We start from the raw sequence: 15,357 nt of genomic DNA, 5'->3' as shown, positions 1-15,357 counted from the left end.
CAAGACCCGTTGCCGACGGTGACTTCGCGTGTTCCCGCGAACGGCGGATTCCGCTGATCAATGGGCTGAAATCACCGGCGACGTGTTGTCACGACGACAGCAGTGACATCGTTCTGATGACGCCTTGCGGCAATCCCGAGTGATTCAATGATGTTCGCAAGTCGTTTATATTTAGGACTTTATTGTTGTTGGTGTCGCTGTTGGTACAGAAATTGAATCTCCACATGCCGACACCACCGAACGATGTGGTGTCAAACGGACTTCTCAACCCGTTCCCTCCGACTCACGACGAATAAAGGACGATCACGATGACCCGCTCTCTCTTTCTCGCATCGACTCTGCTGGCTGTAATCGCTTCGTCACCGATGTCGGTGGAAGCGAATGATATTGTTGATTTTCTGAAGGCCGTCCGCGGTCCGTCACGCCCACACCGCCAGGTTCGCGGTCCCGTGGTCGTGGAATCCGTTGGTCACCGAGGGCACGGCAACCCAGCCATCCACGCCGCTGCATCCCACCACGCAGGTGGCGCTCACTGGTCCGCGGGCAGCAGAAACTTCGGGCGCGGCCAGACGGCTTATCGCCGCCCGATCACCATTGGAAACCGCAGCCGAACGACTGTTTCACTGCAGATTGGCGGCACGTTTCCGATCGTTCCTCCGGCCCCGGTTCCGGCTCCGGTGTACACCGTGCCGCCGGTACCGACATACCCCGTGGTTCCCGCGCCCGCTCCGGTCCATGAAATCGGCTGCATCGTGACATGCCCGGTGCCTCTGGAACGCCATGTGGTCGTCTTCAATGCCCAGGAGATCGCTCCAGGAGCGGTGCCTGTGACTGTGGCCGTCCGCAATCCGCATCTTGGGCCGTTCGGAAGTCCGGGCTGCGTGGAAAGCCTTGTTTATGTCCAGGTGTTCGTGCCGCCTTGTCCGCTTCAGAAGCTGAAAGTCTCACCCTGCCGAACCATGGTGGAACTGGACTATGGCGACTACGAAGTGGAAATTCGGTCCTGCGACGGGCATATCGACGTCGAATATCACGACTGAAAGTCACTATCGGAAGCGGTTCGACCAGCCGCCCGAGGCCAGGTCGCCGCCGGAACAATTGTGTCAGTAAGCGGATGAACCCGCTTCAGCACGCGGGCGTCGCGGTTCCTGAACTGCGACGCCCGTTTCGGTTTGCGCGGCTGTCTGAAAAATGCCGAAAGTTCCGAGTGACCGGCCGCCAGCCTTCGTTCCCGGAACGTTGCCGTCAGATAGACGTTGCCACCGGGTGGCCTGAGGATTCTGCTATGGGATTCTGCGGCCCACTGGTATCGTGAACAGCCGACCCCACTTCTGATCGCCGTGGAGAATCCGCACGCCCGGGATCTCAAGACAAGGATAGAGCGTCGTGTACAGAATCATCATGCCGGATGGAAAACGCACGAAGTCCTATACGCGCAGGGAAGTGGAAAAGCTGCATTCGAAAGGGCGACTTCCGGACGGCTGCGAAGTGGAGTATCGCCTTCCGCTGGCTGCGTTCCTGGCCGAAGCCGAACAGCCCGCGGCCGAAGCACCGGCTTCGGCACCGTCGCAGCATCAGGCCGAACCGGAAGCCGTTGCCGCGACCGCTGCAGACGTCACCCGGTCGCCCGACGCCGGCGATTCATCGAGCGGCGCCGAGTCTGTTCACGACAGCGCCGTTGCAATCGCCGCTTACCTGCGAGAAACCGGTGACGAGCTGTTGTCCGAAGCGCCGCCCGAAAAAATGCTGAAGGTTCTCGGCGACAGGCAGACTCCGGCCATCATGATCTCCATGGAGGAAGAGGGCATCGGCCTGATTGCTGATGCGCTGGAAGGCAAGCCGTCCGGCAAGGAATGGCAGACACGAATTCAGGCCAACAAGTATTTCAACAATGTCAGGATGGTGGCCGCGCTGATCGAAATGACCCGCAACCAGTTGGTCAGCCAGCTCCGGTGATGACGTCTGCAGCGCGACGCGCCACGGCGAACGGACTGCGCAGCGTCGTAGCACCTACGACCACACGAAGATGTCGTTCCTGTCACTGCTGTAGCCGATAAACGTTGCCACAACGATTCGCGGCAGTCGGCCGGCGACACCCGGCACTTCGTGAATACAGCGCGTGTTGAAGAAGTACAGGTCGCCGGGTTCCAGCACGACACGCACATTCGCGATCCCCGTCCGCGAAGCATATTCATGGAACGTGCCGGCTTGCAGGTACGGGTCAACGTCCGGCTGCCACAGACATCGATGCAGAACGCACTGGGCCGACCGGTCACCGTCCTGGGTGTTCTGCAGCACGAGCACTCCGGCAAACTGGTGCTCGAAATCATGGACCGCGTAGCCTTCGCGCTTCTCACGCAGACGGACGGAATCAAAGTGCGGAGCATACGTGTATCCGCCGTAGTGGGCTCGGATGATGGCGGGACCGTATTCGCGACCATCCGGTTCGCGCGCCGTAGTGACCTGCTTTTCGGGGGATAGCCGCTGAAGAGATTCGTACAGCGTTCGGATCGGATTGTCGCCGTCAGCAAACAGATCGGCGAACAATGCGTGCGTGTCACGGGCGTGAGCGAAGAATTCTTCCGGATCGGAGCCCCGGTATCCCAGACTTGTCCCGATGTCGATTCTGCGGCGATCCGTGGCAGCACCGGCGTCCCAGGCAGCCGCAGCAGCCTGGCTGCGTCCTTCGCGGAAGTATCCTTCGGGAATTGCGGCCCTGACGAACTGGTCCGGTACCGGCTGAGCCGGGTCGTAGAGCAATCCCCGATCAACCAGCCTGCCAACCAGCTCGCGGCAGGAATCAGCAGCGAACGCACTTCGAATTACCACCGCCGGTACGTCACCAGCCGCCAGCGATTCCAGCGGCTCCGGATTCGCCGACAAAATCGATTCAATGTCAGGCTCGAGAATTGTCCAGTTGTCGTCCGTCATCGGGTCGCAGCCCAGGAAACGTCGCGACGAGCCGTGAGCCCGGCGCTGTTGAGGATTCGAGGCCTATTCCAGTGGACCAATCGACACTTTTGGTACCGACAGCCGGGAGTCGCCTGCCTGTGAAGCTCGTGCCAGGAATTCTCCGACTGCGCGAACGTACGAATCGCGGGCTGCCGGACGTTCTTCGTCGACAATAAACCGGCGGCGATTCTGCCACAGCAGGCGAACGGATTCGGCACACCAGATCGCGCTGGCTCGGGAGGCTCGGATTGGTTTGTTCGCGACGATCACGTTGACCGGGTTGGTGTGAAGCTGCGGAAACTGCCTCAGAGCAATCCAACTGCTTTGTTCGACGGGAACTTCGAACGACAGGTCATGGATGTTGCCGTCGGCTTCCACCACTTTCGATGCCGCGACGTCGCCATTCACGATGATCTCCACCAGCCGATCGCCACCCTGCACGGTACCGGTTTCGCGCGGGGCGTGCAGGTTTATCGTGTCCCCCACCATGCGCCGGCCGGTCGGCGGATCGAGCGTACCGTAGGCAACGGCTCTCGGCTGTTCCGGAGCGAACGCAACCTTCGCCGAAATCTTGACCGTGGCAGGGCCAGCCACGGCGACGTCGCCTGTGCCCGGCGCGACATTGTTGACGGTGAAGTCCAGAGCGTGAGCGAATCCGTCCGAAACATAGCTGCGTCCGGCTTCGATGCCGCGACACCATTCCGTAAAGTCGACCTGTTCCGATTCGCCGAGCTGAACGTAAACCCGTCCCTGACCCACTCGACGGCTGCTCATACAGGGGAAGTCGGTTTCTCCGCTGAGCTTCAGCGGAAATCCGCAGTTCAGCAGATGATACCACGTGTTCCATTCGGGAATCCTGGCGGTATCCATCGCGCTGATGAAGTCGCAGACTCCTTCGGCCGTGCTGACGAAGATTTCCATCGCACCGCCGCCGTTCATGGAAGGCGGCGCGAGATTCGGCAGTATGTCGGCCGCGCGATCGGCGCTGCGCTGAAGTTCTTCGGACGTCAGCGAACCGTTGCCGTCCTCGTCGATTGCGCCGAAGCCTTCGGGGAAGAGACGGCCGCGGGCTTCATCTTCGGTGATGGTTCCGTCGCCGCTGGTGTCTCGTTCGGAAATCAGCCACGCCGCCGCCAGTTTCGGATCAACGCTGAGCGCCGAATGCGGATACCCGGTGACTCCACCCTGTTCCTTCGCCCATCTCATGACGGGCACCGTCCACGTCGGCCAGCCTTTGGTGCTGGTGCCTTCCGAACCGGGATAGGTCTGGTCGGCCAGGTTCAACAGGCAGACATGTCCCAGCGCGGCGGACCCGAAGCCGCTGATTTCCAGGTCGTACTTCAGCACCGTCAGCGGTTCACTGACGGTATCAGCAACCGGTGAAAAGAACTTCCGCTGATGGTCGAAGCACGGACCCCACGTCAAAACGCAGCCTACATTCAGACCTTCTCCCTTCACCTGAGCGAACATGTCCTGCGGCGTCACGCCCTGCGTCGGATTGTCGTAGTGCGAACAGCCGGCTCCGTGGATGTGATGATCTCCGCTGTAGAATCCGAATTCGCGCGGATTCACCCAGCGCTTGAGTGATACGGTGACAGGCTCGGAGCCGCCTTCGGTCACTCGAACGATTTGCTGCTGATCGAGGTACTCCGGACCGCGACCCGAGGTCAATCGAAACTCGCCGGGTGGCAGCAGCACAGCGTCGCCAAAGGCTCGGTAAATATGCGGCTGGAAGAAAAAGTCGGGTGCCAGCCGACGCGCCTGAGGCGGATAGACGTGCCCGTCCTTGTCGCGGAATTCCAGTCGTCCGGTGGTTGGCGTGCCGTCCGTGTCGACGATGTGAAGCTTCACCGGAATCGCCGGCTTCACGCTGAACAGCACGGGGACTTCACTTCGAAACCCCAGATCCTGCGTCCCCTGACCGATGTCAAAAATGATCGTTGCCTCGCGCTGGCCGGCTTCGCTGCTGTAGATCAATGCGATCATGTATTCGACGTTCAGGCCGCTCAGCCGGTCAGTCATCGGCGACGTGTCAAAGATCTCGACGTTCAGAAATCGACGCTGGCGATTCGAGTTTTCGTTCGTGTTCAGTTCGGTCTGTGCCTGTCGCTTCAGAATAGCCTCCGCCGCTCCGGCGTAGATCGGGCCGGATTGCGGACTGTCGATTCTCAAACGGCGCGTCACGGTGGCTTCGTTTGTCACCTTCACCAGAACGGGGGTGTAGCCGGCCTGCTGCAGAACGGGATCGCCGTCACCGCGAGCCACCTTCACCCGCAGTTCCGGATTGATGGAAATCTGAAACAGCACCTGTGGATCGAGTGTCTTGATGATGGCGTTCGCGTCGTCGCGGTCGATCGCGGCCCGCAGGGTCTTCGTCAGATCAGCCGGCAGCGGCGATCCCAGATAGTCCAGCGCTTCCAGCAGTCGCGTGGCGTTGGCGGCCAGCGGCTGTCCGTCAACGGCCTGTCCGGCGGCAAACGACTGTCCGAACGCGCAGATTGCGACGGCGACGATCCAATGGTGGTTGCATGACAGAGCCTTTCGTCCGGGGATACGGTTTCCGATTTAGCCGACGCGGTGCGTGACCGGCTTCCCGTGGTTCCGTTGATTGGATCGGACCGGGTCGCGCGACTTCCAGCCGGCAGAAGGCCGGAATTCCGGCGGTCGTCAGACGACTGAGCCGTTACTGACCTTCGATGTACTTCAACTGAATCGCTGTGTCCGGAAGTTGCTTCTGCAATTCGGCCACGCCGGCTTCCGTGACGGCTGTCCGCGTGACTTTCAAATCGTCGAGTGACGTCAGCGACGACAATGCGGGCAGTCCGGCATCGGAGACCTGTGTGGAACCGATGTGCAGGAACTTCAGTTTCGTCATGTCCTGCAGCGCGGGCAAGCCGGCGTCGGTCAACTGCGTGTTGTCCAGATTCAGCCACTCCAGGTTTACCAGCGTCGACAGATGCCTGACTCCTTCGTCCGATATCCCCAGCCGCCAAAGATTCAACTTCGTCAGCGACGTCATGCCCGAAAGATGGGCCATCCCGGCGTCAGTAAGCTGGCTGTTTTCGCTGAGATCCAGTTCTTCCAGCGTCGGATTTCCGGCCAAGTGAGCCAGACCGGCGTCGGTGATTTGGTTCTGTGAAATCCGCAGCTTTCGAAGCCTGGGCATCCGTTGAATCGAGGTCAGTGCTTCATCGCCGATGGGAGTTTTCGCCAGGTAGAGTTCTTCGAGATTCGCCAGACTCGTCAGTTGCTCGATCCCCGGCTCGGTGATCCAGACCTGATCAAGTCCCAGAGCCTTCAGGTTTGGCAGTTCGGCGATGAATTTCATGCCGTCGTCGTCGACCGACATGCTGGAGTTTTCGCCGGACAGCTTCAGCGCCCGCAGCGTCTTCAGGTGGGTGATCGACTGCAGCCCGGCGTTCGATATCGCCGCACCGCGCAGATCCAGATTGGCCAGCGGAGCCTTCATTTCGGCAAGATGCGCGAGGCCCTCGTCCGTCAGAGGCAGGTCGTTCAGCAGCAGCGATTTCAATTCCATGAGTTTCGCCGCGTGAGCAATATCGTGGTCCGACGCCGTTGTATTCCTCAGGCTGACTTCCGTCACGTTACCGTTGCCGTCCCGTTTGAGCGTTGCTCCCAGTGCTTCCAGCGTGATGACAGCGGCCGGATCGTCCGCCGGTGGCTTTGCGATTGCGGAGCTCACTTCGGCCGTGGGCGGTGATCCGCCGCCGGGAGAAGCCGCTTCCCGGCATCCGGATATCAGCAGACACAACAGGCAGGTCAGTAGCAGACGATCCAACATGTCAGTCTCCCGTCGATGTGAATGTTCCGAGTCGTCGATGTGCCCGATATGCACGGAAACTGTCAGTTCGCCGGACTGCCTGCGGCTGCGATGCGAAACGCGGATCTCCCGCACGATCGCAGTGCTGCCCGGCTCGCCAATGTGAACAGCGGCGCTGACGATTTGCGGTTACCGATCAACAAGCTCCGCCAGAATCTGATTGAACGTCGCGCTCGGACGCATGGCGGCTTCCGTCTTTTGGGGATCCGGATGGTAGTAGCCGCCGATATCAACCGGATGTCCCTGCGCGGCGTTCAGTTCCCCGACGATCCTGGATTCGTTTTCACTCAGCCGTTGCGCAATTCCCGTAAACCGACTCCGGAGATCGCCATCGATTGCCTGCGCCGCCAGTTCCTGAGCCCAATACAGCGCAAGGTAGAAGTGGCTGCCGCGATTATCCAGCTCGTTCACCTTGCGCGACGGCGACTTGTCGTTGTTCAGAAACTGGCCGTTGGCTCGGTCCAGCGTTTCCGCGAGCATTCGAATTCGTTCGCTGCCGGTTTTTTCCGCGAGGTCTTCCAGCGACACGGCCAGAGCCAGATACTCACCCAGCGAGTCCCAGCGCAGATGGCCCTCTTCCAGGAACTGCTCCACATGCTTCGGCGCGGAACCGCCGGCACCGGTTTCGAACAATCCGCCACCCGCCAGCAGCGGAACGATGGACAGCATCTTCGCACTGGTGCCGAGTTCCAGGATCGGAAACAGGTCCGTGAGATAATCTCTCAAGACGTTGCCGGTCACGGAAATTGTATCCCTGCCTTCCTTCGAACGCTGGCACGTGAACTCTGTTGCCTTTACGGGAGACATGATGCGGATATCGAGTCCGGTCGTGTCATAGTCCGGCAGATATTGGTTCACCTTGTCAATCAGATTTGCGTCGTGGGCTCGATTCTCGTCGAGCCAGAACACGGCAGTCGCTCCTGTCGCGCGAGCCCTGCTGACCGCCAGGCGGACCCAGTCTCGGATCGGTTCGTCTTTCGTCTGACACATTCGCCAGATGTCGCCGGTCTCAACAACTTCTTCCAGCAGTACCTGCCCCGATTCATCGACGACTCGAACGGTCCCCGGATGCGGGATCTTAAACGTCTTGTCATGGGAGCCGTATTCTTCGGCTTTTCTGGCCATCAAACCTACATTCGAGACGCTGCCCATCGTGGCGGGATTGAAGGCTCCGTGTTGTTTGCAGTAGTCAATCGTCGCCTGGTAAACGCCGGCATAGCTGCGGTCCGGGATCAGCGCCTTTGTGTCGTGAAGGCTGCCGTCCGGGCCCCACATCTTTCCGGAGGCCCTGATCGCGGCGGGCATCGAAGCGTCGATGATCACGTCGCTGGGTACGTGCAGATTCGTGATCCCCCTGTCCGAATTGACCATCGCCAGGCGGGGCCGATTCTCGAACACCTTTTCGATGTCGGCTTTGATGGACTGCTGCTGATCGGCGGGAAGACTTTCGATCCGGCTGTAAAGATCTCCCAATCCGTTCTCCGGATCAAAACCGATCTCTTCCAGCGTAGCGGCATGCTTCGTGAACACTTCGTCAAAGTAGACGCTTACGACGTGGCCGAAGATGATCGGATCCGACACCTTCATCATCGTTGCTTTCAGGTGGACCGACAGCAGCACACCCTGAGCTTTCGCGTCCTCGATTTCGGACGCCAGGAATTCCCGAAGCGATTTCGCGCTCATGCGCGCCGCGTCGATGACTTCGCCCTGTTGCACAGTCACACCGGGATGCAGCACCGTTGCGTCACCGTTCCGCGACACCAGTTCGATTCGTACGCTGCCTGCGTTTTCCACAACAACCGACTGTTCGCTGCCGTAGAAATCGCCGCGGCTCATGCTGGCCACGTGCGTTTTTGAATCGCGGCTCCATTCGCCCATCGAATGCGGATGCTTCCTGGCATATTCCTTCACGGGAGTGGCGACTCGGCGGTCAGAGTTGCCTTCGCGCAGTACGGGATTCACAGCGCTGCCGAGTACTCTGCCGTACCGCGCCCGGATTGCCTTTTCTGCTTCGGTCTGCGGTTCTTCCGGGTAATCCGGGATGTTATAGCCCTGCTGCTGGAGTTCGCGGATGGCTTCGATCAGTTGGGGCACTGACGCGCTGATGTTTGGCAGCTTGATGATGTTCGCGGCCGGTGTCTTCGCAAGTTCCCCCAGTTCCGACAGTGCATCGCGTTGCTTTTGCTGCTCCGTTAAATTCTCCGGAAAGTTGGCGATGATTCTTCCGGCCAGTGAGATATCCGGCGTTTCGATGTCAACTCCCGCGGCGCCGGCAAACGACCGCACGATCGGAAGCAATGAGTGCGTTGCCAACGCCGGAGCTTCGTCGGTGTAGGTGTAGTAAATCGTGGACTTTGTGGACGACATGCGATCCTCTGTTTTCGGGTGTTGTTCGAGCCTGGCTGGGCAAACTAGCAGTATCGGCGCGGCCAAACAACTTCGGCGGGATCATGTCTGAACGGGCATTTCACCAACTTATCAGCGGTGAGACGGCTGGTCCCGCGGCGGCCTGCGGACGTCTTGTTCTGTCAGCGCTGTCCGTGCCTTATCGAGCCGTGATCGCTGCCAGAAATGCGGCGTATGATTTCGGCTGGAAGACAACGCGGCGGATAAGTGTGCCCGTGATTTCGATCGGCAACCTCACCACGGGCGGCACGGGAAAAACGCCCGTGGTCGCTGCGATGGTGAGAATGCTGCTGTCCTCCGGCCACATGCCGGGTATCGTCAGCCGCGGTTATCGGGCGGACAGCAGCGGCACCAACGATGAAAAACGCGTTCTGGAATTGTTGTGTCCCGGGTTCCTCACGAACAGAACCCGGATCGTGTGGTCGCGGCGTCGATGCTGGCACGCAACACTTCCGCGACGGCGATCGTGCTGGACGACGCCTTCCAGCATCGCCGAATCCACCGTGACTTCAACGTCGTTCTGATCGATGCGACGTGTCCGTTCGGCCACGATCATCTGTTGCCGCGGGGCTTGCTTCGAGAACCGCTGTCCTCGCTGCGACGTGCCGACGCGGTCCTGGTGACGCGAGCGGATCTCGCGGATCACACTGCTTTAGACCGGATTGACACCGCGGTGCTGCGAAACAACCCGAAGCTGGCCGACCGGATCTTTCGCGTCAGCTTCGTGCCCGCCGGTCTTCAGACGGCGACCGGGAAACACATCGATCTCACCGCGATCATGGGAAGACGGGTGGTGCTGGCTGCGGCGATTGGCAACCCGACGGCTTTTCGGATGACTTGTGAGACTCTCGGCGCCCAAATCGCGGCGTCGCGGTTCTTTCCCGATCACCATCATTTTACCGCCGCTGATATCGATGAAGTGCTCCGGTTGCGAACCGACAACGACTGCGATCTGGTGCTCGTCACACTGAAGGATCTCGTGAAAATTCCTCGGCGAACCGACGATCTGGCGGCTGTGATGATCGATACCGCTTTTCTATCCACTGACGATGAAGAATCCTTCCGGGGACTCATGACAGCCGCGATTTCAAACATGCCGTCAAAAACATCATGAAGCCCTGTTCACAGGCCGAATCGCGGCAATAATCGGATGCCCGCCGCGATCCGGGTACAAACAGCGAACCTTCGCCGAGCCATCCCCTTCGGCTGTTGTCACTTGTGACTCGTAACCCTCTGTTGCGGTCGCCTCACGGCAACGAAAGCGAAAAGACTATGACTCACACCCCGGAACGACCGTCCACCCTGGCCGAATTGAAGGCCTGCGGCTGGCAGTCGAGAACCGTCAAGGAAGAGCTTCGTGACAACTTTCTCCTCGCGCTCTCCGGCGGCGCGGAACTGTTTCCCGGGATGATCGGCTACGACAGTACTGTGATTCCGGAAATTAGCCTGGCGCTGCTGGCGGGTCACGACATGCTGTTTCTGGGGGAAAAGGGCCAGGGGAAGAGCCGCCTGATGCGAACGATGTCGCGGTTTCTGACTGATGCCATTCCGTATCTCGATCTTCCCGGATGTCCGGTCCACGAGGATCCTCTGAAGCCGATTACTTCGATGGCCATCGACCACCTGGCAACCACGGCGGATGAAGAGGTCCCCATCAAGTGGTGGCCTCGTGAGCAGCGCTATTCGGAACGCCTTGCACCAGGCACCAAGTTTGCTGACATCATTGGCGAAATCGACCCCGCGAAACTGGCCGCCGGCACCAGCATGTCGGCCGAAGACGCTTTGCACTTCGGGCTGATTCCGCGAATGCACCGCGGTATCTTCGCCATGAACGAACTGCCGGAGCTTGATGAGCTGGTTCAGGTCGGGCTGTTCAACATTCTGGAGGAACGCGATGTTCAGATTCGCGGTTTTCCCATCCAGTTCGATATCGATGTTGTGATCCTGTTCTCCGCGAATCCCTCGACATACAACCGCAGCGGCAAGGTCATCCCGCAGCTTAAGGACCGCATCGGCAGCATCATTCACACGCACTATCCGGAAGAGCGTGACCTGGGCATTCAGATCATGGAACAGGAAGCAGACATCCCGCTTGACGGCGAATTTCCCGTCGTCGTCCCGTTCTTCATGAAGCAGATCGTTGAGGAAATCAGCCGCGCAGCTCGCCGCAGCCGATATATCGACCAGCAGTCCGGTGTCAGTGCTCGATTCAGTATCGCCAACTATCAGACAATGATCGCCAGCGCCCGACGTCGAGGTGCTGTTCTTGGCGAAAAACCTTCCGCTCCCCGAATCAGCGACCTGGGCCACCTGTATTCGTCGTCACTCGGTAAGCTGGAAGTCGACCTGATGAGCAGCCATCAGATGAGTGAACGGCAGGTGCTGGATTCCGTCACTGCCGAAGCGATTAAGTCCGTCTTCGAAGAATATGTCGAGCTGCACGGTCTGGAAGAAATCAGTCAGATCTTCGCCAGGGGTGTCAAGATCGAAGTGGGCGACATGCTGCCCAGCCACCACTATGAGCAACTGCTGAAACGAGTGCCGCCGATCTGGGACAAGGCCTTCGAACTGAATGCCTCCGAAAATGTGGCTGTCCGTGCTTCGTGCGTGGAATTCGTGCTGGCCGGACTGCACGCCACCGACCGCATCAGCCGCTCGCAGCGTCACGGCGTCGTGGCTTACGAAACCTGATCCGCCGCCGTTTCGACCCCTGCTGACGTTATCAACACGCGTGTTGATTGATTGTCTCTGTCTGTCTGATGGTTGTGCTACTTTCCATCGACTTTGACGCGACGGTCGATTCCGTGACGGCGTTTGCGTCCGTTTCGACACGACTCACCAGCCGCTTTTCCAACATCGATCGCCCGGCTGTTTCGCCGTGTCTTCACAGCTCACGGGTTCATTCAATTCGTTGTGATCGCCGTACTTACGATCTTCGGGCCGTGACTTATCAACAACCGTTCGTCTGACGTCTATTACTGCTACTTTCTTTATTTCTGTTTTGCCGGTCCTCCACCGACTCTGCTTCGGTGGAGGACAAATTCGTGCGACCGGCAGCGTCATTCCTGACAAGGTCACGAGACTTCCCAACCGCTGCGATATTCCTTGCGGATGTAATGATCCGCGTCGGGACAATTCGTGGCCTTCAGATTTGCAGCGTCCCAATCCAGAGATGTGCCGGTTCGATAAGCCACGTTTCCGAGCAGCACGCTTTCGGTAAGAGCGCCGGAGTAATCGAAGTTGCACGTCGTCGACGATCCGTCTTTGCACGCCCTGATCCATTCCTGATGATGACCGATCGAATCGGGGATGGTTTTGGGCGGCGGTTCGAAGCCCGCGAACTTGTCCGAAGGGAAGAGTTTGTACTTTCCGTAGTCGGCAAACATCAGACCTTCCGTGCCGACAAACATGACGCCGTTGGCGGGCACGCGCTGGCCGGCGACCTCTTTCGGAATCAGGTCACCGTCGTACCACGTCAGATTGCAGGCGACCAGGTCTTCCCGTGCCGGATACTTGTAGCGAACAATCAGCCCGGTGGGCGCCATCAGCGGATGGACTTCGGCTCCTTCCGCTTCGCAGTGCGTCGGATGACGCAGCTTCAAAGCCCAGAACGGCAGGTCCATGTAGTGGCAGGCCATGTCACCAAGTGTCCCCTGACCGAAATCCCACCAGCGACGCCATTGAGCGGGGTGGTATCGTCCGGCGACGAAAGGCCGCACAGGGGCCGGACCAAGCCACAAATCCCAGCTCAGTGTTTTCGGCGGTTCGGATTCCTCACCCGACAGTTCGGTGATACCCCAGCCCTTACCGACCCACACGTGAACGTCGGTGACGTCGCCGATCGCACCGCTTTGAATGATCTCCACGACACGACGATAGTTGTTTTCGGCGTGAATCTGAGTCCCCAACTGTGTGGCGACGCCGAATTCGCGGGCGGCTTCAGCGACCAGTCGAGCCTCCTGAACCGTGTGTGTCAGCGGCTTTTCACAGTACACATGCTTTCCGGCGCGAATCGCGCGCATCGTAGCGGGAGCATGATGATGATCGGCCGTAGCGACGACAACGGCATCGATCCTGTCGGCTTCAGCGTCGATCATTTCTCGATAGTCAGCGTAGGTCCGGGGTTCCGCGCCCATTTTTTCCGTGATCAGTTTCTTTGACCGATCCAGATAATTGGCATCGACATCGCACAGCGCCACGATGTTCTCGCTCATGACACCGTTCACATCTTCGGCGGCACGATTGGCGGTGCCGATGCAGGCAACGCTGAGCTTCTCAAGAGGATTCTTCGATTGGTAGGCCACCGACGAACCAGCGAAGAGGCCGGTGGAAATCGCCGAGGCGGCAGCGGTGGTGGTTTGCAGAAAAGCGCGGCGGGTTTGTTGAGTCATGGAATGCACTCCGGAGGGAAAAAGCGGCGACGGTAGCTGACCACGAAGAGATTACGGAAACTGAACAATCGTTGCCAGCAATCATTGTTCAGAGCAACGGATTTCAGGGCGCGGCAGGTGAATGACGAAACACGTCGACGCAATCATTATCGGCCAGGGACTTGCCGGATCAACTCTGGCATGGAACCTCCATTGGCAGGGCCGATCAGTACTGATCGCTGACGCAGGTGACGAGAACTCAGCGTCAAGAGTTTCCGCGGGATTGATGACACCGGTCACCGGGCGACGGATGGTGCGGTCGCAGGATTTCGAACTCGATTGGCAGACGGCCAGAGCGTTCTATCAGCGGGTCGAAGCAGAAGTCGCCGGGACATTTTTTCGCGAAACCGAAACAGTGCGGCTGCGGCAGGCGGAGGAAGACACGTCGTCGGCAAGAGCAACGGCCGAAGATCAGTCCGGCGCAGATCGCGGTGAATGGAGCGGCGAATTGCAGGTCGGCGGAAAAACGTACTACGGCAGCCGACGCAAGCCGTCAGGCCGACTGGACGTCGCCGGGTTTCTTAAGGCGACGGCCGCCTTCTTTGATCGACGCAGCGAGTACTTTCGCGGTCGCGTGGACATGACGACGGAAGTGGAGTTGCGAGGCGACCGCGTATCAATAAATCCACTCGGAACGACAGCCGACAACATCGTGTTCTGCACAGGATTCGAAAGCACGAAGTGGTTCCCGGAAGTCCCGAACAACCCCGCTCGCGGCGATATCCTGACGATCAGCATCGGCGGATACAGACGGACGGAAGTGATTCATCGCGGAATCTGGATTGCTCCGGAAATCGACGGGCGACAGACAGCCGGCGCGACGTATGACTGGAAGGATCCCAGGCCGCAGCCGAAAGCAGAGGGACGAGCGGAACTGCTGAGCCGGCTGTCAGAACTCGTGACCGGGTCGATCGAAGTGATCCGGCATCGAGCGGCGGTGCGGCCGACGATGAAAGACTACGAACCGGTGCTGGGACGGAATTCACAACATCGCAACGCCTGGATTTTCAACGGGCTGGGTTCAAAAGGAGCGGTACGGGCACCGCGGCTGGCGGCGCAACTCGTCGAAGCGATGTACAACGACAGCCCGATCGAAGCGAAAAGCGACTATGCAAGACTTAAGAAAAAGGCCGAACTTGCCGCACAGCCGCCGCTGACGCAGATAGCTCAGCAACTTGTGGCGGAAGTCGTGAAACCCGGCGACACCGTCATCGACGCGACGGTCGGCAACGGGTTCGACACGTGTCATCTGTCCCGGCTCGTCGGCGACGCGGGACTGGTCATCGGCTTCGATATCCAGGAAGCGGCACTAGCTTCGACAACACAGCGGCTGCAGGCCCACGGATTGCAAAACGTCCGATTGATCCTTCGCGGACACGAAACACTGAACAGCGAAGTCAGCCCGCTCAGCGTCGCGGCCGTGATGTTCAATCTCGGCTACCTGCCGCGAGGCGACAAGAAAGTGATCACGTCACCGGAAACAACAGTGCCGGCGATTCAACAGGCTGCCGAAGCACTTCGAGCGGGCGGCATCATGACGATTCTGGCTTACCGGGGTCATGCGGGTGGTCCGGAAGAAGGCACAGCCGTCACCAAAGTGCTCGCGCGACTCGGAGCAGGCTTCAATGTCCGGCGAATCGAAAGCAGGTCCGCCGGTGATTCGTCGCCGGTTCTGTATGTCGTCAGAAAAGTCGAACTGCAGCACGATGTCGCCGTCCAGTAGTTCGA

At 59.4% G+C, this 15,357-nt stretch carries 11 protein-coding genes; 6 read left to right on the top strand and 5 right to left on the bottom strand.

Annotation, left to right across the window (positions count from 1 at the left end):
* Positions 1-308: 308 nt before the first annotated feature.
* Positions 309-1,040, top strand: coding sequence for a hypothetical protein (locus R3C19_11515; protein ID MEZ6060981.1), 732 nt, complete (start codon positions 309-311; stop codon positions 1,038-1,040).
* Positions 1,041-1,386: 346 nt separating this feature from the next.
* Positions 1,387-1,956, top strand: coding sequence for a hypothetical protein (locus tag R3C19_11510; GenBank protein ID MEZ6060980.1), 570 nt, complete (start codon positions 1,387-1,389; stop codon positions 1,954-1,956).
* Positions 1,957-2,010: 54 nt separating this feature from the next.
* On the opposite strand, the gene R3C19_11505 is transcribed toward R3C19_11510, so the two are convergent.
* From R3C19_11505 to R3C19_11490, 4 genes are all read right to left on the bottom strand, one after another.
* Entirely contained in the window at positions 2,011-2,931 is a 921-nt protein-coding gene (locus R3C19_11505) for a hypothetical protein (GenBank protein MEZ6060979.1), read from the bottom strand.
* 63 nt (positions 2,932-2,994) lie between these two features.
* Positions 2,995-5,259 (bottom strand): CehA/McbA family metallohydrolase, encoded by a 2,265-nt coding sequence (locus tag R3C19_11500; GenBank protein MEZ6060978.1) that lies wholly within the window; start codon positions 5,257-5,259, stop codon positions 2,995-2,997.
* Between the two features lie 376 nt (positions 5,260-5,635).
* Complete coding sequence (locus R3C19_11495) at positions 5,636-6,754, bottom strand: leucine-rich repeat domain-containing protein (GenBank protein ID MEZ6060977.1); 1,119 nt, start codon at positions 6,752-6,754, stop codon at positions 5,636-5,638.
* Positions 6,755-6,922: 168 nt separating this feature from the next.
* Positions 6,923-9,160 (bottom strand): NADP-dependent isocitrate dehydrogenase, encoded by a 2,238-nt coding sequence (locus tag R3C19_11490; protein ID MEZ6060976.1) that lies wholly within the window; start codon positions 9,158-9,160, stop codon positions 6,923-6,925.
* Between the two features lie 83 nt (positions 9,161-9,243).
* On the opposite strand from R3C19_11490, the gene R3C19_11485 reads away from it, so the two are divergent.
* From R3C19_11485 to R3C19_11475, 3 genes are all read left to right on the top strand, one after another.
* Positions 9,244-9,723, top strand: coding sequence for a tetraacyldisaccharide 4'-kinase (locus tag R3C19_11485; protein ID MEZ6060975.1), 480 nt, complete (start codon positions 9,244-9,246; stop codon positions 9,721-9,723).
* Entirely contained in the window at positions 9,633-10,313 is a 681-nt protein-coding gene (gene lpxK / locus R3C19_11480) for a tetraacyldisaccharide 4'-kinase (protein MEZ6060974.1), read from the top strand. The genes R3C19_11485 and lpxK overlap by 91 nt, the downstream gene beginning before the upstream one ends.
* Before the next feature lie 158 nt (positions 10,314-10,471).
* Positions 10,472-11,890 (top strand): magnesium chelatase, encoded by a 1,419-nt coding sequence (locus tag R3C19_11475; GenBank protein ID MEZ6060973.1) that lies wholly within the window; start codon positions 10,472-10,474, stop codon positions 11,888-11,890.
* A 383-nt stretch (positions 11,891-12,273) separates the two neighbouring features.
* On the opposite strand, the gene R3C19_11470 is transcribed toward R3C19_11475, so the two are convergent.
* Complete coding sequence (locus R3C19_11470; protein ID MEZ6060972.1) at positions 12,274-13,590, bottom strand: Gfo/Idh/MocA family oxidoreductase; 1,317 nt, start codon at positions 13,588-13,590, stop codon at positions 12,274-12,276.
* 121 nt (positions 13,591-13,711) lie between these two features.
* Between R3C19_11470 and R3C19_11465 the strand changes: the two genes are divergently transcribed.
* Complete coding sequence (locus R3C19_11465; GenBank protein MEZ6060971.1) at positions 13,712-15,352, top strand: FAD-dependent oxidoreductase; 1,641 nt, start codon at positions 13,712-13,714, stop codon at positions 15,350-15,352.
* Positions 15,353-15,357 lie beyond the last annotated feature (5 nt).

It is taken from the genome of Planctomycetaceae bacterium, from assembly GCA_041398785.1.
In the GTDB taxonomy this organism is placed as follows: Bacteria; Planctomycetota; Planctomycetia; order Planctomycetales; family Planctomycetaceae; genus JAWKUA01.
The sequence above is the reverse complement of the archived record's forward strand: the minus strand, read 5'-3'. Positions and strand labels throughout refer to the sequence as shown.

Bases quoted from the DNA above. Each gene is read 5' to 3' on its own strand.
- R3C19_11515 (MEZ6060981.1), top strand. From the start codon at position 309: ATGACCCGCTCTCTCTTTCTCGCATCGACTCTGCTGGCTGTAATCGCT.
- R3C19_11505 (MEZ6060979.1), bottom strand. From the start codon at position 2,931: ATGACGGACGACAACTGGACAATTCTCGAGCCTGACATTGAATCGATT.
- R3C19_11495 (MEZ6060977.1), bottom strand. From the start codon at position 6,754: ATGTTGGATCGTCTGCTACTGACCTGCCTGTTGTGTCTGCTGATATCC.
- R3C19_11490 (MEZ6060976.1), bottom strand. From the start codon at position 9,160: ATGTCGTCCACAAAGTCCACGATTTACTACACCTACACCGACGAAGCT.
- R3C19_11485 (MEZ6060975.1), top strand. From the start codon at position 9,244: ATGTCTGAACGGGCATTTCACCAACTTATCAGCGGTGAGACGGCTGGT.
- lpxK (MEZ6060974.1), top strand. From the start codon at position 9,633: ATGCTGGCACGCAACACTTCCGCGACGGCGATCGTGCTGGACGACGCC.
- R3C19_11475 (MEZ6060973.1), top strand. From the start codon at position 10,472: ATGACTCACACCCCGGAACGACCGTCCACCCTGGCCGAATTGAAGGCC.
- R3C19_11470 (MEZ6060972.1), bottom strand. From the start codon at position 13,590: ATGACTCAACAAACCCGCCGCGCTTTTCTGCAAACCACCACCGCTGCC.
- R3C19_11465 (MEZ6060971.1), top strand. From the start codon at position 13,712: ATGACGAAACACGTCGACGCAATCATTATCGGCCAGGGACTTGCCGGA.